Source organism: Burkholderia sp. MSMB1826 (assembly GCF_001526325.1).
GTDB lineage: Bacteria > Pseudomonadota > Gammaproteobacteria > Burkholderiales > Burkholderiaceae > Burkholderia.
The window spans coordinates 33,868-52,262 of record NZ_LOYN01000044.1; the positions used below are offsets into that span (position 1 = coordinate 33,868).

Genomic DNA, 18,395 nt, shown 5'->3' on the forward strand with positions numbered 1-18,395 from the left:
GGCCGTTCGCCGGCCCCGGATCCGTCAGCGATCCCGAGCATCGCCGCGGGCCACCGGTATCGTGCCGCCCGTCGCGCCTTGCATGTCGATCGACGCGCCTGGCGCATGAAGCGACGCGCAAAAGGCGGCATCATGGCGCATCTCCCCTGCAACGGAATCCCGCCCATGGACATCGATACCGACCGCCCCGTCATGGTGACGGGCGCAACCGGATACGTCGCCGGCTGGCTCGTGCAGCGTCTGCTCGAGGCCGGTCTGACGGTCCATGCGGCCGTCCGCGACCCCGACAGCCCGGACAAGCTGAAGCATCTCCAGCGCATCGCGGCCGGCAAGCCCGGCACGATCCGCTATTTCCGCGCCGACCTGCTCGAACCCGGGTCGTACGAGGACGCGATGGCGGGTTGCGCGATCGTGTTCCATACCGCGTCGCCATTCACGGTCACCGTTCGCGATCCGCAGAAGGAACTGGTCGATCCGGCGTTGCTCGGCACGCGCAACGTACTCGAGACGGTCAACCGCACGCCGTCGGTGCGGCGCGTCGTGCTCACCAGCAGTTGCGCGGCGATCTACGGCGACAACGCCGATCTCGCTGCGACGCCCAACGGTATGTTCACCGAAGCAATCTGGAACACCAGTTCGTCGCTCGCCCATCAACCCTATTCGTATTCGAAGACGGTCGCCGAGCGCGAAGCGTGGCAGATCGCCGGCCGGCAGCAACGCTGGGATCTCGTCGCCATCAATCCGTCGCTCGTGATCGGGCCCGGCATCAATCCGTACGCGACGTCGGAGAGCTTCGAGATCGTGCGGCAGATGGGCGACGGCACGATGAAGGCCGGCGTGCCGGATCTCGGCATCGGCGCGGTGGACGTCCGCGACGTGGCCGACGCGCACCTGCGTGCGGCGTTCCTGCCGAGCGCCAATGGCCGCTACATCGTCTCGGCGCACGACACGAACCTGCCGGCGATGGCCGCCACGCTGCTGGAACGGTATGGCGCCGACCATCCGATTCCGCGACGCATCCTGCCGAAGTGGCTGGTATGGCTGGTCGGCCCGCTCGTGAACAAGAGCGTGACGCGCCGCGTGATCGCGCGCAACGTCGGGTTGCGCTGGCGCGCGGACAACAGCCGCAGCCGCAACGAACTGGGCATCCGCTATCGCCCGCTCGCCGAGTCGATGAACGACTTCTTTCAGCAGCTCGTCGAAACCGGGCAATTGCGGCGATGAACCGCTTCGCGCAGCGTCCGCTCGGCGACGAGGGCGCGAACTTCAAAACCCTGCCGGCGGTAGTTCGCGCGAAGCTCGCGCGGCATGACCTCGATCGCTCGAACCTGCCCTCCGGTCAGATCGCCTTCCTGCCCGGCTACCGGGATCCGGATTCGTTCTTCCGCGCATTCGATGAACGGACCGGGACGACGCCCGAAGCCGCCCGCTCGCGCTCGGCGCGCCGATCGACGCAAGGCGGCCCGTCCGGTCGGCGCGGCCATTCCCGGTCAACCGGCGGCGCCGCTGCGATTCAGCCCGAAAATGAAATCGGCTTCGACCGACGCGCCCTTCGGCAATTGCAGCACGCCGACAGACGAGCGCGTATGGACGCCGGCGTCGCCGAGCACGGCATACAACACGTCCGACGCGCCGTCGGCCACCTCGCTTTGCATCGTGAAGCCGGGCGCGCTGCGCACGTACACGGTCATGCGCGGCACCGTCGCGATCGCATCGAGCGTGCCGCACTGCTTGCGGATCAGCGCCAGCGCGCGCAGTGCGGAAATGCCGGCCGCGCGGCGGCCGTCGTCCAGCGAAACGGATTCGCCCACGATGCCGACGAAATGCACGACTTCGCCGATTCGCGGAATCTGGCCGGCGACGTAGGCCGTCCTTCCGTCGACCAGGACGGGCGTGTACTTTCCGCCGATCCTGATCGTTTCGTCCGGATCGAATCCGAATTCGGCTGCGACATGTTTCAGTTTGTCATCCCTGTTCATCAGTGAATTCCCCAATCCTTCTGAAAAAAGATAAAGAATAATTGAGTCTCCGAAGCTTGTCCCGCACGAGAAGATCGGACGCAAACGATCCAATCAAACGACTTCTCAGGTGTTCGAAGCAGTCGTGCATTGCCATATCCGCAATGCAATTCGTAGTCGGCGCAATTTTCTTCGTCATTTCCGGTTGAAACCGCTATCATGTATGGACACAACCTGAAGAGTGATATATGGCAACTTACAAGGAACTGAAAGCTCAAATGGATGCTTTGGCCGAGAAAGCCGAAGCAGCGCGCGTCGCTGAATTCCAGGCGGTCGTCGACGACATCCGCACCAAAGTCGCGGAATACGGCATCACCGAAAAAGACATTTTCGGTACGCGTCGCGGTCGGCCGGCCAGACAGGCGGGCGCTCCCGTGCAGGCGAAGTATCGCGATCCGAAGACCGGGGCGACCTGGTCGGGCCGCGGTCGCGCGCCCGCATGGATCAAGGATGCGAAGAATCGCAATCGATTCCTGATCCAGGAATAAGATTGCCCGCCTGGGCCGGCGCGTGATTCAACACGCTGTCCGGCAATTTGGGCATGGATTGGCGCATCGATACCGGCGGTATTCCAAAGCCGCTCCGGTAGACGAGGTTTTGCCCGCTCGGCGTGTCGCGCACAAGTCCATTCATCGATCGTGCCGCACGCCCATCCTTTCTTCAGCGTTCGTAATAGATGGCAAGCCAGACGGTTTGCACTTCGTCATGCGTCCATGCGACACGATGACGGCAATGCGGCTCGATCAGCACGTAATCTCCCGCGCGCATATCGAGCCGCGTTGCATCCTCTTCGAATTCGAGCACGGCCGCGCCGGACAGCAGCACGACCCATTCGGCCCGCGGGTCGTCATACCAGAACCCGTCCGGGCTCGCATGCCCCATCGATACGATCCGCTCGACGTTTACACGCGGGCCCGTGACGAGCCTGTCGATTCGCTCGTCGCCGCCGCGCCGCCCGTCGACGGCGAATAAATTACCGGTTTGAAGTTGCATGGCTTCGCCTCGTCGTCGATCTTCGGGTAAAGGATGCGGATTTAAAGGCAACGGGAAATATTCGCTGCAGGCCGACGTCGCGCTGGCTTACCCTTGGATCGTTAAAAGCCATGTCAAAAAGATGAAGAATGGCGACGATTTCATCGGCGCTCATTCGTTGCAACGATAAAGCACGCATCGGCTTTCTTTTAGCGACGCGCGCACCATCACGCGTCATTTCCGGTAAAAGCCGGCCGACATCCTGCCGGCCCCGGCAGCATCGGGCCCAGGCAATCAGGCGCAAACGTAGGCTCGGCAGTTCGGCAATCCTGCTTGCAGCGCGCTGTCCCGATCGATGCATTTTCCGTTCGCTGGCCGGCATGAGCAAGCATCGGGAAGTCCATTCACGCTTTATTTCGATTCGAGGTGGCGTTTGCCCGACGAGCGGCGATATTGCCGGGAGCGGCGATATCGATGCGAGCGCCGATGAGGTACCGGCCTTCGCGGCGCGCGGGATCGCTTGGTGCGTCGCGCATCCGGGCACGCGCTTGGCCGGTCATTCGAAAGCGCGCCCGACAGCCGTCGTCAGACCATCGCCCTCAACCATCCCAGCAACGCCGCGTGCACGCTCCCGTCCATCGCCGGCGTCGGCGTCAACAGGTAGTAATCCGATCCATCCTCGACGAACCCCATCGGCGCAACCAGCACACCGCTTTCGATGTCGTCGCGCACGAGGTGCCACGGTCCGATCGCGACTCCCAGCCCCGCGACGGCCGCCTGCAGACTGAAGTAGAAATGATCGAACCGCTGCCCGCGCCCGTTCGCGGCCGGTTGATTCGCCGCCGCCGCCCAGGCATGCCATGCGTCCGGCCGGGTGCGTGTATGCAGTCGCACAGCGTCGGGCTTCAACGCGCGGGCACCGCGACGCGACGCAAACCACGCGCCGACCTTGTCCGGCCGGCAAACCGGCCCCACGCGTTCGGCGAACAGATGCTCGGCGTGATACGCCGCCGGCCACGCGAAATCGTTGCGACGAATCGCCATGTCGATACCGCTGTCGAACGAGAACGGGCCGCCGGCCGCGGCCAGATGGATGTCGACGCCCGCATGCCGCGCCTGGAAATCCGGCCAGCGCGGCATCAGCCAGCGCATCAGGAGCGTCGGCTCGCACGACAGGACCGAACGCCGCGCACGGGCGGCGTCGGTACGCAAGGCGTGAGCGGCGTGACGCATCAGGCCCAGGCCGTCATGAACGGCCTGGGCGAGGGTGCGGCCCGCCTCGGTCAGGAACACGCGACGGCTGCGCCGCTCGAACAGCGCCACGCCCAGATCGTCCTCGAGCAGACGCACCGCGCGACTGACCGCGCCATGGGTCAGGCACAGCTCGTCGGCCGCGCGGCTGAAATGCTCGTGACGCGCCGCCGCCTCGAAACAACGCAGCGCCATCAGCGACGGCAGGCCGGCACGGACCGATTGTGATTCAAACTCACCATTCTGGTCAGAAATCATCGTTTTTCCTGATGAAGCACGATCGGTAGGATTGTGCCATCAAGACATCCACTGCAGGAGCGACACGATGACCGAATTGATAGTCGTAGTCACCATCACGCTGCTGGCCGTCATCAGCCCGGGGCCGGACTTCGCGATGGTCACGCGCAACAGCCTGATGCTGTCGCGTCGTTCCGGCGTACTCACCGCATGCGGGATCGGGCTCGGCGTCATCGTCCACGTGAGCTACACGCTGCTGGGCGTCGGGCTCCTGATTCGTCAGTCGGCGTGGCTCTTCGATACCGTCAAGCTGATCGGCGCGATCTACCTGGTCTACCTCGGCGCAAGGATGCTCATGACGAAAGCCGGCGGCGTGCAAGCCGACGCCACCGTGACGCCGCTGTCCGATCTCGCCGCGCTGCGCACGGGCTTTCTGACCAATGCGCTGAATCCCAAAACCACGGTGTTCATCGTCAGCCTGTTCATGCAGGCAGTCCGGCCCGACACGCCGTTGATCGTGCAGATCGGCTACGGCGCGTTCATCGCGGCCGCCCATGCCGGCTGGTTCGGCCTCGTGGCCTGCTGTTTCTCGGCCACGGCTGTCCGCGATCGCCTGCTGTCGCTGCGGCACTGGATCGATCGTACGTTCGGATGCCTACTGGTGGGCTTCGGCGTCGCACTCGCCGTCGCCCGGGGCGGGCGCTGACACCACCCGCGCCGGATGCGCGGCGCCGGCACGTCAGAACGTCCGCGCGATCGCCCGTGCGTCGTCGATCGCCCGGCGCCGACCGACCTTCCCGTCCGCACCGAACAACGTGCGCTCGACGACGATTCCGGTAACGTCCGTCACGCCCACGAACTTGAGCCACGTTTCCATGTAAGGGCGCTGCAGATCGAACTCGGCGGCCGGCGTAAACGACCCCGGCGACTGGTAGGCGAGCCCGCGTGCGTAGACCACCGCCGCCTTTTTGCCGGCCAGCTTGCCGGCAAACCCCGCTGCGTCGAACGTGAACAACACGTCCTTCTGCGAGATCACGTCGATCAGGTGCTTGAGCTTGTACGGAATACTGAAATTCCACAGCGGCACGCCGAACAGGAATTTGTCCGCTTCGTGAAACGGCGCCGCGAGCCGTTCGATCTGCTGCCACGCCGCCGCCTGCTCCGGCGTCAACGCTGTGCCGCCCAGCCCAGCATATTTCGCGGCCAGCGCGGCGCCGTCGAATTCGGGCATCGGCAGATCCCAGATATCGAGCGTGCGGATCTCGTGATCGGGATGGGCATGCCGGTACGCGTCGAGAAACGCATCGCACACCTCGATGGACGCCGAATGGGCCTTGTTGGGTGAGCCTTCGATATAGAGCACGCGTGTCATGGCGCCGGTCCTTGCCAAGGGTGACGACGGCGCGCCCGATGCGCGCTCGCCCACCGCGCTTCACAGCCTATCCGGCCGGCCTATAATCCGGAAACGATATTAATTGATCAAATTAACCCGGATTAGTGATGAATGAACTCTCCTCTCGATACGGCGCTGCTTCATACCTTCGTTGCGGTTGCCGACGTACGCAGCTTCACCCGCGCCGGGCGGCGGCTGAACCTCAGCCAGTCCGCGGTCAGCGCGCAGATCGCTCGCCTCGAAGACCAGGTCGGGCAGGCGCTGCTCGTTCGCAATACGCGCAGCGTGACGCTGACCGTGCATGGCGAGACGCTGCTCGGCTACGCGCGGGCGATGCTCAACCTGAGCGAGGAAGCACGGGCCAGGCTGGGAACGGGTGACACCGTCGACGTCAAGCTGCGGATCGGTGTGTCGGAGGACTTCGCAGGCGGCTGGCTTGCGGATTTGATGCGCCGCCACGGCGCCGCGCGGCGCGGCCTGCGGCTGGATCTGGTCGTCGACGTCGGCGACAGCCTGTTTCGACGGCACGCCAACGGCGAATTCGATCTCGTGATCGGCAGCCGGTGTTCGCACTCGGGCCACGGCGCGACTTTGTGGCGAGAGCCGCTCGCCTGGGCGTTCGCGCGCCACGAGCCGCTTCCGGAAGGCGACGTGCCGCTCGCGTGCTTCCCCGATCCGTGCCCGTACCGCGGCGCCGCCATCAAGGCGCTCACACTGGCCGGCATGCGCTACCGGATCGCGTGCGAAAGCCCGAGCGTGACCGGCATCCGGACCTTCGCACGGGCCGGCATCGCGATTGCACCCGTGCCGCGCAGTGCGATCGACGACACGCTCCGCGAATTGGGCGTGCCCGAAGGTTTGCCGGCGCTGCCGGAGATGGAATTCGTGATGATGCACGACGCGCGGATGCCGGCGGCGGCCGAATTCGCCGCGACGATTCTGGACGAGACGGCTGCCCGCACGGGCGCGGGCAAGGATAGCCGCGCGCGTCGCCGCCGAGCGTCCACGACGACGACGCCCGGCTCGAATGGCTGACGCGAACTACGGTCGAATCACCTCGAAACGCAACCCGGCATGGCGAACCAGACGCTCGATATAGCGTTCGTCGAACATCGTCGCCGGCGTCCAGAAACCGCCGCCGCGCCCGGTCTTCACGCCGTCGCGGCTGCAATCGAGCGCGAGACCGATCGCGGCCTGACCGAGCATCTTGCCGGTGGAGCCGTAGCCGGGATCGCGATCGCCGGTGACTTTCACGCGCAAGGTACGCCCGTCGTCGGCGCGGCCGAAGAAGCGCAAATCGTAGCGGCCGGCCTGTTGGGCGTCGATGCTCGGCCCCTCGCCCGGCTTCGGCAGCAGGAAGCGCGCCATCAGGCCGCGCACCGGCCCGACGAGGACGCCGACCATGAATGCGCCGAGGCCCGCCACCATTGCCAGCGCGATCATGCGCCCCTTCAGGCCCGTGCCCGTCATCACGGCTTCGTCATAGGTGAAGCGGTTGCCGTACGCATCGTCCGCCAGCGCATTGGAGCGGTGAACGACGCGCTCGTTGATCGCCGCCATCACGAACGGCGCGATCCACGTATCGCAGTCGCGATCGAATTCGGCGGACCGGACCGCGTGCTGCCGCACCGTGAAACCATGCCGTTGCGGACACAACGAGTAAGGATCGAGCAGCTCCCGACGCAATGCCGGATCGGCCGCCGCTTCGCGCACGACGTTGATCACGCTGGCCACGGTGCCGCCCGACGCACCGCCCTTCAACGTCTTGACGCGCATCTTCACGTGCGCGGCCGGTTCGCCCCACTGTCGCCGCGCCTGCTGCTGCAGGAAGAAGACGCCCATGTCCGACGGCACCGAATCGAAGCCGCAGCAATGCACGATCCGCGCGCCCGATTGCCGGGCCGCGGGCTCGTACCTGTCGATCATCCGCCGGATCCACTGCGTCTCGCCGGTGAGGTCGCAGTAGTCGGTGCCGGTTTGCGCGCAGACCCGGACCAGCGGCTCTCCGTACAGCGCGTAAGGGCCGACGGTGGACACGACCACCCGCGTTTGCGCGCACAGCGCCCGCAGCTGCGTTTCGTCGGCCGCGTCGGCAACGATGATCGGCACGGATTGCCCGGCCGCGCCGAGCGTATTCCGGACCTGCCTGAGCTTCGCGTCGGACCGGCCCGCGATCGCCCAGCGCAGCGTGTCGCCGGCACCGGCGGCCGCGCCGGACAGATAATCGGACAGGTAACGGGTCAGGATCTGCCCGACGAAACTGGTGGCGCCGAATACGACGAGATCGTAGGTCGGTTGGGGCATGGACGACTCCTTCCGTGCGCGCACGTCGCACGTATCCGTATCGTTAGACCGCGGCACGCGAGATCCGAAGCCTGCCGCTGCCGCCAGCAAATACTCTAAGCTTCAAGTCGGCTTCAAGGTCAAGGTGACGAGTAGAGGAATATGTCGGACGGCGGTGGCGCGGCCCGATGGCCGCAGCGGTTTCGTCGCCGGATCATGAGGCGGTAGGCGTGGCCAGTCGGGCTCACGAAGGACGACTGACGCACCGCGATCGGCCCACCGTCGACGGCGTTCGCTTATAGTGTCGACTGCCCATTCGACGAAGAAAACAGTCATGAAACTGCAGGCCAGCGGTCCGTTCGAAGTGAAGCTGAATCCGGAACCCTTGAGTCATGTCGCGGAGCACAGCGGACTCGGCCGCCTGTCGCTGGACAAGCATTTTCACGGCGATCTGGAAGCCGTCAGCCACGGAGAAATGCTCGCGTTTCGCAGCAGCGTTCAGGGGTCGGCCGGCTACGTGGCGATGGAAACCGTCGAAGGCGTGCTCGGCGGACGCAAGGGCAGCTTTGTCCTGCAGCACAGCTCCACCATGACGCGCGGGCAGCCGACGCAGTCGATCACGGTCGTGCCCGATTCCGGAACGGACGAACTGCTCGGCCTGTCCGGCGCGATGCGCATCGACATCGACGACGGCCGGCATGCGTACCGCTTCGACTACGCGTTGCCGGACGCGCCGCAATAAACGCGCACGTCACGCGAGCGCCGCGTCGCGCAGACGGAACTGCGCAACCGCCGCGCTCAACCGCGCGCCCTGTTCGTCGAGCGACAGCGCCGCGGCCGCCGCTTCCTCGACCAGCGCGGCATTGCGCTGCATCGTCTGCTCCATCTGGATCACCGCGGCGTTCACCTGCTCGATGCCCGACGACTGCTCGTCGAATGCCTGGCTGGTTTCGCCCATGATCGCGTTCACCCGCTCGACCGCCGCGACGAGCTCGGCCATCGCCGAGCCGGCCCGCGCGACGAGGCCGCTGCCGTCTTCGACGCGTCGCGCGGATTGGCCGATCAGGTCGCGAATTTCCTTCGCCGCCGCGGCACAGCGCTGTGCGAGCCCGCGCACCTCGGTGGCGACCACCGCGAACCCGCGCCCTTGCTCCCCCGCGCGCGCAGCTTCGACGGCGGCGTTCAACGCGAGGATGTTCGTCTGAAACGCAATGCTCTCGATCACGCCGACGATGCCGGAGATGCGCGTGGAGCTGTGCGAAATCTCCGACATCGTCTCGACGACGCGCTGCATCGCTTCGCCGCCGCGCGACGCGATGCCGGCCGCGCCCTCGACGTACGTGCGCGCGTCGCGCGCGTTGTCCGCGTTCTGGCGCACGGCCGCCGTCAGTTGCTCGACGCTCGCGGCCGCCTGCTGCAGCGACACGGCCTGCTGCTCGGTACGCGTGGACAGGTCGACGTTGCCGCTCGCGATCGTGCGCACGTCGCCGACGATCGTCTCGGTGCTCGCGCGCACCTGGCTCACCGTATCGACGAGGCCGTCCTGCATCCGCTTCAGCGCATTCAGCAGATACGCCATTTCATTCTCGCCCGGGACGACGACCGCGCCGGTCAGGTCGCCTTTCGCGATTTTTTCGAACTGCTCGACCGCGACGTTGATCGGCTCGATGATCGCCTTCGCGAGCACGCGCTGGGCCACGAACCCGACGACGAGCGCCAGCACCGCGACCGCCCCCATCCCCCACACGATCCGGTGGAAATGCATGCCGGCCGCATCGTAGCGAGCCTTCTGGCGCGTGACCTGAAACGACTCGAGCGCGTCGATCGCCGTCTGGTAGGCCGCGAACAACGCCGGCGGCGCGGTGCGCTGCGTGTCGAGGAAGTTGAATGCGTCGTCGCCGTCGAGCTGCGACAGCGCCTTCAGGAACACCCGGTCGAGCAGCGTGCGCCGGCGCTCCTGCAACGTGTCGAACAGTGCCTGCTCGCCGGCGTCGCGCGCATGCAGGCGTGTGTACGCATCCAGTTCGTCGTTGCTCTGCTTGAGCAGCGCGTGAAGTTGCGCGATCTCCTCCTTCGCGGGCTGGCCGGCGCTGATGATCTGCGCGACGTCGCTCATGCGTTCGCGCAACACCAGCATCCGCTCGGAACTGGTCTTCAGGTGCAGCAGCGACGCGGTGTCGTCGCGGTACATCGCCTCGAGCGAGCCGTTGCCGATGTAAAGGGCCGCGATGCAGGCGCCGACCACCAGCACGAGCAGCACGGTATAACCGGCGATGGTCGCGACGAGTCCACCACGGATAGTGAGTTGTTTTCGCATGACGTTCCCTTGAGCCGGCCGGGCACGGCCAGCGGCGGAGGTGAATTCCGGAACACGAACGACGCGCGCCGTGGCGCAATACCGGACGCGGGGCTGCGAACGGGTTAACGACGCGGGGAACGGGCGGCTTTTATCCGCATGCGACGCGAATCTTGACGATTGCGACAGAGGGAGAACCGAGGTAGCGCGACTAGCCGCCGTCGCCGAGCCTCGCGCGAATCTCGTCGGCCGACAGGTCACGCTGGTGCGTGGCGATCTGCCAGACGTTTCCCCACGCGTCCCTCACCATCGCCCGCCGGTCGCCGTACGGCATGTCGGCGGGCGCTTCGAGCGGGATCGCTTGCGCCGCGAGCGCCCGTCGATAGGTGGAGTCCGTGTTCGGAACATACACGTACAGAAACGCCGGCATCGGATCGCGCAGGCCGCCTCCGTCGCTGACCATCACGACGGAGTCGCCGATCCGGATCTCGGCAGGCAAGCCGGCACGGCATTCGCCTTCTGCGTCGAACACCGCGCGGATGAAGGCGATCAGGTTGCGCGGATCCGGCACGACGATCCGCGGCGTGACGGTATGCCATCCATCGGGTTGGAACGAAGCCATGATGTGTGACCTCCGGCGAGATTTCAGGCTGGATTGTCCTCCTCGAACGGCAGCCTGCAAAGCGGGCGCGCGGTATCGATCTCGAACGTTTCCGTGCCTCGCTTCACGCGTCGGTCTCGTAAATGAGGCGGTATTCGCCGTTGGTTCGCCCGATTCGCGCGAACCCGGGTTCCCCCAGATGCATGCCGGCGATCAGCAGCCCTTCCGAGCTGGCCCGGTCGAGCAGCCGCGCACGCGTCGCCGCCGCCTGCGACGCATCCTGATCGAACGCAATCGAGACGTCCGGCCGCTTGATCTGGATGTGCGGGAAATGCACGATATCGCCCCACACGAGCAAGCCCCGATCGCCGGATTCGAGCACATAGCCGGTATGCCCGTCGGTATGCCCCGGTAGCGGGATGGCAGCGATTCCGGGCAGCACCTCGCCTGCGTCGAAGGTCCGAAGCGCGTCGCCGTAAGCGTCGAATGCCTGACGCGCGATCCGGAAATTGCCGCGGGCGCGCTCGCTGGCGCGGCTCAGATTGCCGTCGTCGCGCCAGAACGCGACCTCGCGACGATGCGCGAGCAGCTCCGCATTCGGAAACGCAACGTGTCCGGCGGCATTCGTCAGCCCGCCAATGTGGTCGGGATGGGCGTGCGTGAGCAGGACGGTGTCGACCGCGCCCGGATCGATGCCGGCCAACCGTAAGTTGTCCTGCAGACGGCCGCCCCATTGCCTGATGCCGCCGGCCCCTGCATCGACGAGAATCGTGCGGCCCGCGCCGCGCACGACGTAGCAGTTGATATGCACGGCGGACGGCGCCTGCTGCCCGGCCGCGTGCTGCATGCCGGCGGCGTCGGCCACGTCGATATTCGACAGGAAATCGAGGCTGGCCGTGAGGTAGCCGTCGCTGATCGCGGTGATCGTGAAATCCCCGACACGCTGACAGGGAAACGTAACGTTGGACATCATGCTGCTCCGGAGCGGCTAGTTTCGCGCGTGAAGGTTCGGCACGGCATGACCGAAACAGCGGATGCGCGCCGTCAGCCCCGTGCGGCGAACGACGGCGCGATCCAGCGCTTCCATGAACGCGTCCATGACCGCGGGCGGACGGAACGATTCCACGCGATACCGGATTTCCGCGAAAACGGGATGCCCGCATCCGTGCCGAACCGCCACGTAAATGACGTGGACGTTCCTGACTTCTGCCTGAAGGACACGCGTACAGAGTTCGATGCAGTCGCCGGAAAGTTCGGCGAGGCGCACGTCGGGCGGCATGCGTTCCGCGTCGATATGGAAAGTCACGTTAGGCATCGCCCCGCCTCTTCGTCAGTTGCGCCGTCATCGGTGCGTACAGGTCGAGGCCGGCCGGCACGTCGTCGTCGAGCGGGGCATCGCTCCGGGGGAGGACCGCGAGCCAGCGGCGCGCCGGAAATTGCTCCAGCGCAACGGCCTCCATGGCCAGCGGCTTCAGGCCCAGTTCGATCAGCGGGCCGGGGCCGCTGGCGCTCAGCGCGAGCAGCTCGTCGGCATCGACCGCCGGCGCGCGACCGATATCGCCGTAGAGATTGCGGTGCCAGTCGGTGATGTGCTGCTGCCACCGCGCGAAATTGCCGCCGCCTTTGCGTCGATATTCATCGCCGGTCAGCACGTCGAGACCGTCGATCGTGTGAACGGCGAGATAAACGGGGCAGCCGTCGCTTATCGCCCTGAAGCGCTGCGACGTGTGAAAGCCGGCGACCGAGATGAGGGCCGGCAGCTTGTCGTCGCTGTAGAAATCGTTCCATTCGGCTTCGCTGGCAACGTCGGCGAAGCTGCATTCGACGGTATAGATCATCGGTTCGTCCTTCGTGACGAGTGAGCATCCTGCATCTCGAATACGGGATATTCAGTGCAGTGACGTAATGCTAATCTGCTGTTTTCCCCACAGATATCGACTTAAAGTCAGCCTTCAGTGACATTTGATCAAGCTGACCGTCGAACGCACCCCGACCGGCAAAACCCACGATGCGACGCAAGATCCCCAGCAATTCCGCGCTCCTGGCCTTCGACGCGGCGGCCCGACACGGCAGCTTCGCCCGCGCCGCCGACGAGCTGGCGCGCACCGAAGGCGCCGTCAGCCGTCAGATCGGCAGGCTGGAGGCGTTCCTCGGCGTGACGCTGTTCGAGCGCATCGGCAACCGCGTGCGGCTGGCGCCCAACGGCGCGCGATACGCGGTGCAGGTGCGCGAGATTCTTGACCGGCTGGAACGGGACAGCCTGTATCTGATGGGGCAGCCCGTCGAAGGCGCGAGCATCGACATCGCCGCGATCCCGACCTTCGCGACCCGCTGGCTGATTCCCCGGTTGAAGCGCTTTCAGGCGCGCCATCCGAACGTCACCGTGCACATCGCCGAACGGATGGAACCCTTCCTGCTGGCCGGCAGCGGATTCGACGCCGCCATTCATTTCGAACATCCCGCGTGGGCCGGCATGCATCTGCATCCGCTGCTGGAAGAGGTGCTGGTGCCCGTGTGCAGTCCGGCGCTCGTCGAAGGTGTTGGCGCGAGGCCGTCGCTGGATGCGCTGCCTCGCCTGCACCGGCGGCAGAATCCGGACGCGTGGCAGCGCTATGCGCAGGAAACCGGCATCGAGCTGACCAATCCGGCGGTCGGCCCGCGATACGATCTTCATTCGATGCTGATCGAGGCCGCGCTGGCCGGCCTCGGCGTCGCGCTGGTGCCGCGGCTTTACATCGGGACGGAGCTCGAACAAGGGCGGCTGGTCGCGCCCTGGCCGGACGGCAAGGCGATTACGAAAAACTTTTGCCTCGTGCTGCCCGAGCCGATCGAATTGAGCGCGGCGCCGGTGCGGGCGTTTGCGGAGTGGCTGCTGGACGACGCGCGGGACGCGGCGCGCTGATGCCGCGGTCGTGGATTCCGGCAAGTATGCGTCACGCAAAGGGACCGCAACGTAGGAACCGCATGCGCCGGCACGTCGAACCGTTCCGCTAATCCAGATACGGCTTCAATACGCCCCCGATCCAGTCCATGAAAGCCCGCACGCGCGGCGACAGATTGCGCCGATGCGCGACGACGAGCGACGCGGCAAGCGGCTCGGGACGCAAGTCCGGCAACACCTCCACGAGCGCGCCGCTTTCGAGGTGATGCGCGAGCGCCGAATAGCCGGCCTGGATCAGCCCGATGCCCGCCAGCCCCGCCGCGTGATAGGTCTGCACGCTGTTCACCTGCATCGCGCTGGGCAACGGCAACCACGCATAGCCGTCGCCATCCGGGTATTCCCATCCGGGATGCCGCGCGCCGAGCGTCAGCGTGTAGTGGATCATCTTGTGCCCCTGGCCGTGCAGATCGGCGAGCGTATGCGGCACGCCATGCCGCGCGAGATAGGCGGGGCTCGCCGCATTCGTCATGCGCAGCCTGCCGAGCGGCCGGGCAATCAGCGTCTCGTCGGCGATCGGGCCCAGCCGGATCACGCAATCGAACCCTTCCCGAACGAGATCGACACGCCGGTCGGTGCTGGACAGCTCCAGCTCCAGATCCGGATGCGCGGCCATCAGTTGGGGCAGCGCCGGCACCACGACGCTGCGCGCCAATTCCGTGGGCATGTCCACGCGCAACCTGCCGCGCAGCGACGCGCCGCGCCCCGAGAACATCGACTGCAATTCCTGCACTTCGGCGAGCAGGTCGGTTGCACGCGCATAGAACGCGCGGCCGTCCTCGGTGAGCTGCACGCGCCTCGTGGTCCGATGCAGGAGTGCGACACCCATGTCCCGTTCGAGCGCACGGATGACCGTGGATACCCGTCCCTTCTGAATGCCGAGGCTTTCGGCGGCACGCGTGAAGCTCGCCATTTCGGCGACACGGGCAAAAATCAAAAGCGCGTCAAGGTTCTGCATTGTTCATCCGGAAAGTAACGGAGCGTTCAATCTGTCGTCGTTTATAACCCGATTGCGGCTCGGTAGAGTGGCTTCCCACGTCGTCTGAACGACAAACCAGAACGAAAGGAAACCATCATGGATCAACTCGCCCCGCCGGCAAAAACGGCCGTCGTCTACCACTCCGGCTACGGCCATACGCAACGGATGGCCGCCGCCGTCGCGGACGGCGCCGGCGCCGCACTCGTCGCGATCGACGCCGACGGCAACCTCGCCGACGACGCGTGGCACACACTGGCCGACGCCGACGCGATCCTGTTCGGCTCGCCGACCTACATGGGCGGCCCGAGCTGGCAGTTCAAGAAGTTCGCGGATGCGTCGTCGAAGGTCTGGTTCGAACGCGGATGGCGGAACAAGGTCTTCGGCGGCTTCACCAATAGCGCAAGCCTCAACGGCGACAAGCTCAATACGCTCGAATACTTCTTCCTGCTGGCCGGACAGCACGGCGGCATCTGGGTCAGCATGGACATCAAGCCGGCCAATCTGAAAGCGTCGACGCGCGACGACCTGAACCGCATGGGCGCCTACATCGCGCCGATGGCGCAGACACCGGCCGATGCGTCGCCGGACGAGATGTCGCCGGGCGACCTCGAAACGGCGCGCCGCTATGGCGCACGCGTCGCGGCGATTGCCGGGCAGTTGCGGGCCGGCACATCACGCTCCAACTGACATTCCGACGTTCGTACGGGGCGCCACCGGCCGACGCCTCGTATTGTGTTCGGCCGATTCCGAAGGGCGCAACAATGAAATACAAGCAATTGGGCCGCACCGGCCTGTACGTCTCCGAGCTGTGCCTCGGCACGATGACGATGGGCGGCAACGCGGATGCCGGCATGTGGGCAACAATCGGCGCGGTCGGCCAGGACGACGCGAACCGTCTGATCGCCCGTGCGCTCGACGCCGGCATCAACTTCATCGATACCGCCGATATTTACTCGTTCGGGCAGTCCGAACGCGTGGTTGGGCAAGCGCTGCGCGACCTCGGCGTCCCGCGCCACGAGATCGTGCTGGCGACGAAGACGGCCGGCGTGATGGGTGCGGGCCCCAACGACCAGGGCGCGTCGCGCGGTCACATCATGGATTCGGTGCAAAGAAGCCTGGAACGGCTCCAGGTCGATCATATCGACCTGTACCAGATTCACGCGAGCGACCCAGTCACGCCGATCGAGGAAACGCTGCGCGCGCTCGACGATCTCACGCGGCAGGGGCTGATCCGTTACGTCGGCGTGTCGAACTGGCGCGCGGGCAAGATCGGCAAGGCGCTCGGCCTGAGTGCCGCGCTTCACGCCACGCGCTTCGAGACGCTCCAGGCCTACTACTCGATCGCCGGGCGCGACGTGGAGCGCGAACTGGTTCCGCTCGCCGTCGACGAGCGAATGGGGCTGCTCGTCTGGTCGCCGCTCGCCGGCGGATTGCTGTCGGGCAAGTTCGGTCCCGGCGCGTCGACTGAAGCCGGTTCGCGGCGCGGTCATTTCGATTTTCCGCCGGTCGACCCGGAGCGGGTCTGGCCGTGCGTGGCGGAGATGCGCGCGATTGCCAGCGCGCACGGCGTCTCGGTCGCGCGGATCGCGCTCGCGTGGTTGCTCGCCCGGCCGTCACCAGCGTCATCATCGGCGCCAAGCGGATCGACCAGCTCGACGACAATCTCGGCGCGGTCGACGTCGTCCTGACCGACGAGGAACTGGCGCGCCTCGATGCCGTGAGCGCGTTGCCGCCCTGCTATCCCGGCTGGATGATCGCGCGTCAGGAAGCGGGCAGGATTCCCGGGCCGTTCACACGCACGACGGCGCAATAGGACCGGCGGCACTTCATCGGCGGTTCGGCACGGGCGGTGGCGAAACCGCCCGTGTCAAGCGCGCCGTGCCTGCGATGCACGCTCACATCCGGCAACCCGGTTGCTTGTACAGCATTGCGGAACGCGCCTCAACGTCCGGACGATAGACTGACATCGATGTTGTCGGTCATGATGTTCCTCTCTTCAGGTTGCACGCGCGTCACGCCTCGCGCAGCGAAAATACGTCCTTGAACACGGGAATCGCCGAAAAGACGTTCGGCCATCCCGCGTAGAACGCCAGTTGAGTCAACGTCTCGGATGCCTCGGCCTGCGTGAGCCCGTTGTCCATCGCACGGTTCAGGTGATACGGAATCTGCGCCACCTGGCCGTTGGCGACGAGCGCACTCACCGTCACCAGGCTGCGGTCGCGCGGCGCGAGCCCCGGGCGAAGCCACAAGTCGCGAAACAGCGCGTCGGTCGTGTACTCGACCACGCCCGGCGCGACGGCGCCGAAGTTTTCCGCGACCGTCCGTGCGCGCTGCGCTTCGGCCGCCTCGTTCAGCGGCAGCGGCGTGACGTCCGCCGGTGCGAGCTGATCGGGGCCGATGCCGCGTTCGTCATAGACGTGCTTGACGACGATCGACGCGGCGCTCGCGTTGGCCCATCCCGCGTAAAAGGCCAGGTGCGCGATCGTTTCCGATATTTCCGCGGGCTTCACGCCGTGATCCAGCGCGAGGCGGACATGCAGCGGCATCTCGACGGTCTGGCCGCGGGCGATCAGCACCGACAGCGTCACGATGCTGCGATCGCGCGGCGACAGGTGCGGCCGCTTCCACAAGCCGTCGAACACGGTGTGCGTCGTGTATCGCTCGAAGGCCGGGGCGACCGCTTTCAAATCGGGGGAAGACAAGGGTTCCTGCATGGTGTCGGTCCTTTGCATGGGAGTGCACGCGGCGGCGAGCAGGGCCAGTCCAGTCGCGGCGACGAGCCGCAACGGGCGACGCGTGCGATCGTCACCGTGCGCCGTACCGCGCATCGGTGACGTGTTCGAGGATCGCGTGCCGCTGTGCGCAACCGCGATGCCCGTGCTGGCCGTGTCGTCGGCCGACGCGGCGAGCGACACGCAGGCCGGCATCGAGGCCAACGCAGCGGCAGCGGGCGCGTTCATTGCGGCTCGCCGCTGCCGAGGTATTGCTCGTCCGTCACCTTGTCCAGCCAGTTGACGTTCTTGCCATCGAGCGCTTCCTGAATCGCGATATGCGTCATCGCGGTGGTCGACGTCGCGCCGTGCCAGTGCTTGTGGCCGGGCGGGCACCAGATCACGTCGCCCACCCGGATCTCGACGCGCGGCTCGCCGTCGCATTGCGTCCAGCCGCAGCCGGCAGTCACCAGCAGCGTCTGGCCGAGCGGATGGGTGTGCCACGCGGTGCGTGCGCCCGGCTCGAACGTCACGCTGGCGCACGATACGCGCGCCGGCGGCAGCGGTGCGTTCAGCGGGTCGATGCGGACCGTGCCGGTGAACCATTCGTCGGGGCCTTTGATCGAGGGCTGCGAGCCCGCGCGCTTCAGTTCCATGATGTCTTCCTCTATCGAAAAGGGTGCCGCATGGATCGCTCCAGCGGTCGGCCATCCCAC

Annotated in this window: 22 protein-coding genes and 1 pseudogene; 8 read left to right on the forward strand and 15 right to left on the reverse strand. The window is 66.1% G+C overall.

Annotated elements, in window-relative coordinates; translation table 11 throughout:
- Positions 1–165: 165 nt before the first annotated feature.
- Positions 166–1,224, forward strand: coding sequence for an NAD-dependent epimerase/dehydratase family protein (locus tag WS95_RS25615; RefSeq protein ID WP_179950230.1), 1,059 nt, complete (start codon positions 166–168; stop codon positions 1,222–1,224).
- Here WS95_RS25615 and WS95_RS35145 read toward each other — a convergent pair.
- Complete coding sequence (locus WS95_RS35145; protein ID WP_156444578.1) at positions 1,188–1,484, reverse strand: hypothetical protein; 297 nt, start codon at positions 1,482–1,484, stop codon at positions 1,188–1,190. The genes WS95_RS25615 and WS95_RS35145 overlap by 37 nt on opposite strands.
- A gap of 6 nt (positions 1,485–1,490) precedes the next feature.
- Positions 1,491–1,979, reverse strand: a complete 489-nt coding sequence (locus WS95_RS25620; RefSeq protein ID WP_034208948.1) for a RidA family protein — start codon at positions 1,977–1,979, stop codon at positions 1,491–1,493.
- A 227-nt stretch (positions 1,980–2,206) separates the two neighbouring features.
- Here WS95_RS25620 and WS95_RS25625 point away from each other — a divergent pair, with 227 nt between their 5' ends.
- Positions 2,207–2,506, forward strand: a complete 300-nt coding sequence (locus WS95_RS25625; protein ID WP_034208947.1) for an H-NS histone family protein — start codon at positions 2,207–2,209, stop codon at positions 2,504–2,506.
- Between the two features lie 172 nt (positions 2,507–2,678).
- On the opposite strand, the gene WS95_RS25630 is transcribed toward WS95_RS25625, so the two are convergent.
- The 3 genes from WS95_RS25630 to WS95_RS25635 form a co-directional block, all read right to left on the reverse strand.
- Positions 2,679–3,011, reverse strand: a complete 333-nt coding sequence (locus WS95_RS25630; RefSeq protein ID WP_059826818.1) for a cupin domain-containing protein — start codon at positions 3,009–3,011, stop codon at positions 2,679–2,681.
- A complete protein-coding gene (locus WS95_RS35150) occupies positions 2,992–3,372 on the reverse strand; it encodes a hypothetical protein (RefSeq protein ID WP_156444579.1) in 381 nt (126 codons plus the stop codon). The genes WS95_RS25630 and WS95_RS35150 overlap by 20 nt, the downstream gene beginning before the upstream one ends.
- 203 nt (positions 3,373–3,575) lie before the next feature.
- The gene (locus tag WS95_RS25635; protein WP_059826820.1) at positions 3,576–4,499 is read right to left on the reverse strand and encodes a LysR family transcriptional regulator; all 924 of its coding nucleotides are present in this window, start codon (positions 4,497–4,499) and stop codon (positions 3,576–3,578) included.
- Between the two features lie 67 nt (positions 4,500–4,566).
- Between WS95_RS25635 and WS95_RS25640 the strand changes: the two genes are divergently transcribed.
- Entirely contained in the window at positions 4,567–5,184 is a 618-nt protein-coding gene (locus WS95_RS25640) for a LysE family translocator (RefSeq protein WP_059826821.1), read from the forward strand.
- Between the two features lie 33 nt (positions 5,185–5,217).
- Here the strand turns inward: WS95_RS25640 and WS95_RS25645 are convergent, their stop codons facing one another.
- Positions 5,218–5,850 carry an FMN-dependent NADH-azoreductase gene (locus WS95_RS25645; RefSeq protein WP_059826822.1) on the reverse strand — a complete coding sequence of 211 codons (633 nt, stop codon included), beginning with the start codon at positions 5,848–5,850 and terminating at the stop codon, positions 5,218–5,220.
- Positions 5,851–5,982: 132 nt separating this feature from the next.
- Between WS95_RS25645 and WS95_RS25650 the strand changes: the two genes are divergently transcribed.
- On the forward strand, positions 5,983–6,906 hold the full coding sequence (locus WS95_RS25650; protein ID WP_059826823.1) for a LysR substrate-binding domain-containing protein: 924 nt from the start codon (positions 5,983–5,985) through the stop codon (positions 6,904–6,906).
- Positions 6,907–6,912: 6 nt separating this feature from the next.
- Here WS95_RS25650 and WS95_RS25655 read toward each other — a convergent pair whose 3' ends face one another.
- Positions 6,913–8,175 (reverse strand): saccharopine dehydrogenase family protein, encoded by a 1,263-nt coding sequence (locus WS95_RS25655; protein WP_034208941.1) that lies wholly within the window; start codon positions 8,173–8,175, stop codon positions 6,913–6,915.
- A gap of 313 nt (positions 8,176–8,488) precedes the next feature.
- Between WS95_RS25655 and WS95_RS25660 the strand changes: the two genes are divergently transcribed.
- A complete protein-coding gene (locus tag WS95_RS25660) occupies positions 8,489–8,896 on the forward strand; it encodes a DUF3224 domain-containing protein (RefSeq protein ID WP_059826825.1) in 408 nt (135 codons plus the stop codon).
- A 9-nt stretch (positions 8,897–8,905) separates the two neighbouring features.
- Here the strand turns inward: WS95_RS25660 and WS95_RS25665 are convergent, their stop codons facing one another.
- The 5 genes from WS95_RS25665 to WS95_RS25685 form a co-directional block, all read right to left on the reverse strand.
- Positions 8,906–10,471: a methyl-accepting chemotaxis protein gene (locus WS95_RS25665; protein WP_059826827.1), complete on the reverse strand. Its 1,566-nt coding sequence runs from the start codon at positions 10,469–10,471 to the stop codon at positions 8,906–8,908.
- 190 nt (positions 10,472–10,661) lie between these two features.
- The gene (locus WS95_RS35905; protein ID WP_059781870.1) at positions 10,662–11,072 is read right to left on the reverse strand and encodes a VOC family protein; all 411 of its coding nucleotides are present in this window, start codon (positions 11,070–11,072) and stop codon (positions 10,662–10,664) included.
- 103 nt (positions 11,073–11,175) lie between these two features.
- Positions 11,176–12,021, reverse strand: coding sequence for an MBL fold metallo-hydrolase (locus WS95_RS25675; protein ID WP_059826945.1), 846 nt, complete (start codon positions 12,019–12,021; stop codon positions 11,176–11,178).
- Positions 12,022–12,039: 18 nt separating this feature from the next.
- On the reverse strand, positions 12,040–12,366 hold the full coding sequence (locus tag WS95_RS25680) for a hypothetical protein (RefSeq protein WP_059826828.1): 327 nt from the start codon (positions 12,364–12,366) through the stop codon (positions 12,040–12,042).
- The gene (locus tag WS95_RS25685) at positions 12,359–12,889 is read right to left on the reverse strand and encodes a hypothetical protein (RefSeq protein ID WP_059826830.1); all 531 of its coding nucleotides are present in this window, start codon (positions 12,887–12,889) and stop codon (positions 12,359–12,361) included. The genes WS95_RS25680 and WS95_RS25685 overlap by 8 nt, the downstream gene beginning before the upstream one ends.
- A gap of 170 nt (positions 12,890–13,059) precedes the next feature.
- On the opposite strand from WS95_RS25685, the gene WS95_RS25690 reads away from it, so the two are divergent.
- Positions 13,060–13,953, forward strand: a complete 894-nt coding sequence (locus WS95_RS25690; protein ID WP_034208935.1) for a LysR substrate-binding domain-containing protein — start codon at positions 13,060–13,062, stop codon at positions 13,951–13,953.
- 88 nt (positions 13,954–14,041) lie between these two features.
- Here WS95_RS25690 and WS95_RS25695 read toward each other — a convergent pair whose 3' ends face one another.
- Positions 14,042–14,947, reverse strand: coding sequence for a LysR family transcriptional regulator (locus WS95_RS25695; RefSeq protein ID WP_059826831.1), 906 nt, complete (start codon positions 14,945–14,947; stop codon positions 14,042–14,044).
- Positions 14,948–15,064: 117 nt separating this feature from the next.
- Here WS95_RS25695 and WS95_RS25700 point away from each other — a divergent pair, with 117 nt between their 5' ends.
- Together WS95_RS25700 and WS95_RS25705 are read left to right on the forward strand one after the other, a co-directional pair.
- Positions 15,065–15,655: a flavodoxin family protein gene (locus WS95_RS25700; protein WP_059826832.1), complete on the forward strand. Its 591-nt coding sequence runs from the start codon at positions 15,065–15,067 to the stop codon at positions 15,653–15,655.
- Positions 15,656–15,729: 74 nt separating this feature from the next.
- A pseudogene (locus tag WS95_RS25705) lies at positions 15,730–16,781 on the forward strand (aldo/keto reductase).
- Between the two features lie 199 nt (positions 16,782–16,980).
- On the opposite strand, the gene WS95_RS25710 reads toward WS95_RS25705, so the two are convergent.
- On the reverse strand, positions 16,981–17,682 hold the full coding sequence (locus WS95_RS25710) for a carboxymuconolactone decarboxylase family protein (protein WP_373557169.1): 702 nt from the start codon (positions 17,680–17,682) through the stop codon (positions 16,981–16,983).
- Between the two features lie 242 nt (positions 17,683–17,924).
- The gene (locus WS95_RS25715; RefSeq protein WP_059826834.1) at positions 17,925–18,335 is read right to left on the reverse strand and encodes a (R)-mandelonitrile lyase; all 411 of its coding nucleotides are present in this window, start codon (positions 18,333–18,335) and stop codon (positions 17,925–17,927) included.
- Between the last annotated feature and the right edge of the window lie 60 nt (positions 18,336–18,395).

Coding starts and splice junctions, on each gene's coding strand:
- WS95_RS25615 (WP_179950230.1), top strand. CDS start 166: ATGGACATCGATACCGACCGCCCCGTCATGGTGACGGGCGCAACCGGA.
- WS95_RS35145 (WP_156444578.1), bottom strand. CDS start 1,484: ATGGCCGCGCCGACCGGACGGGCCGCCTTGCGTCGATCGGCGCGCCGA.
- WS95_RS25620 (WP_034208948.1), bottom strand. CDS start 1,979: ATGAACAGGGATGACAAACTGAAACATGTCGCAGCCGAATTCGGATTC.
- WS95_RS25625 (WP_034208947.1), top strand. CDS start 2,207: ATGGCAACTTACAAGGAACTGAAAGCTCAAATGGATGCTTTGGCCGAG.
- WS95_RS25630 (WP_059826818.1), bottom strand. CDS start 3,011: ATGCAACTTCAAACCGGTAATTTATTCGCCGTCGACGGGCGGCGCGGC.
- WS95_RS35150 (WP_156444579.1), bottom strand. CDS start 3,372: ATGCCGGCCAGCGAACGGAAAATGCATCGATCGGGACAGCGCGCTGCA.
- WS95_RS25635 (WP_059826820.1), bottom strand. CDS start 4,499: ATGATTTCTGACCAGAATGGTGAGTTTGAATCACAATCGGTCCGTGCC.
- WS95_RS25640 (WP_059826821.1), top strand. CDS start 4,567: ATGACCGAATTGATAGTCGTAGTCACCATCACGCTGCTGGCCGTCATC.
- WS95_RS25645 (WP_059826822.1), bottom strand. CDS start 5,850: ATGACACGCGTGCTCTATATCGAAGGCTCACCCAACAAGGCCCATTCG.
- WS95_RS25650 (WP_059826823.1), top strand. CDS start 5,983: ATGAACTCTCCTCTCGATACGGCGCTGCTTCATACCTTCGTTGCGGTT.
- WS95_RS25655 (WP_034208941.1), bottom strand. CDS start 8,175: ATGCCCCAACCGACCTACGATCTCGTCGTATTCGGCGCCACCAGTTTC.
- WS95_RS25660 (WP_059826825.1), top strand. CDS start 8,489: ATGAAACTGCAGGCCAGCGGTCCGTTCGAAGTGAAGCTGAATCCGGAA.
- WS95_RS25665 (WP_059826827.1), bottom strand. CDS start 10,471: ATGCGAAAACAACTCACTATCCGTGGTGGACTCGTCGCGACCATCGCC.
- WS95_RS35905 (WP_059781870.1), bottom strand. CDS start 11,072: ATGGCTTCGTTCCAACCCGATGGATGGCATACCGTCACGCCGCGGATC.
- WS95_RS25675 (WP_059826945.1), bottom strand. CDS start 12,021: ATGTCCAACGTTACGTTTCCCTGTCAGCGTGTCGGGGATTTCACGATC.
- WS95_RS25680 (WP_059826828.1), bottom strand. CDS start 12,366: ATGCCTAACGTGACTTTCCATATCGACGCGGAACGCATGCCGCCCGAC.
- WS95_RS25685 (WP_059826830.1), bottom strand. CDS start 12,889: ATGATCTATACCGTCGAATGCAGCTTCGCCGACGTTGCCAGCGAAGCC.
- WS95_RS25690 (WP_034208935.1), top strand. CDS start 13,060: ATGCGACGCAAGATCCCCAGCAATTCCGCGCTCCTGGCCTTCGACGCG.
- WS95_RS25695 (WP_059826831.1), bottom strand. CDS start 14,947: ATGCAGAACCTTGACGCGCTTTTGATTTTTGCCCGTGTCGCCGAAATG.
- WS95_RS25700 (WP_059826832.1), top strand. CDS start 15,065: ATGGATCAACTCGCCCCGCCGGCAAAAACGGCCGTCGTCTACCACTCC.
- WS95_RS25710 (WP_373557169.1), bottom strand. CDS start 17,682: ATGCAGGAACCCTTGTCTTCCCCCGATTTGAAAGCGGTCGCCCCGGCC.
- WS95_RS25715 (WP_059826834.1), bottom strand. CDS start 18,335: ATGGAACTGAAGCGCGCGGGCTCGCAGCCCTCGATCAAAGGCCCCGAC.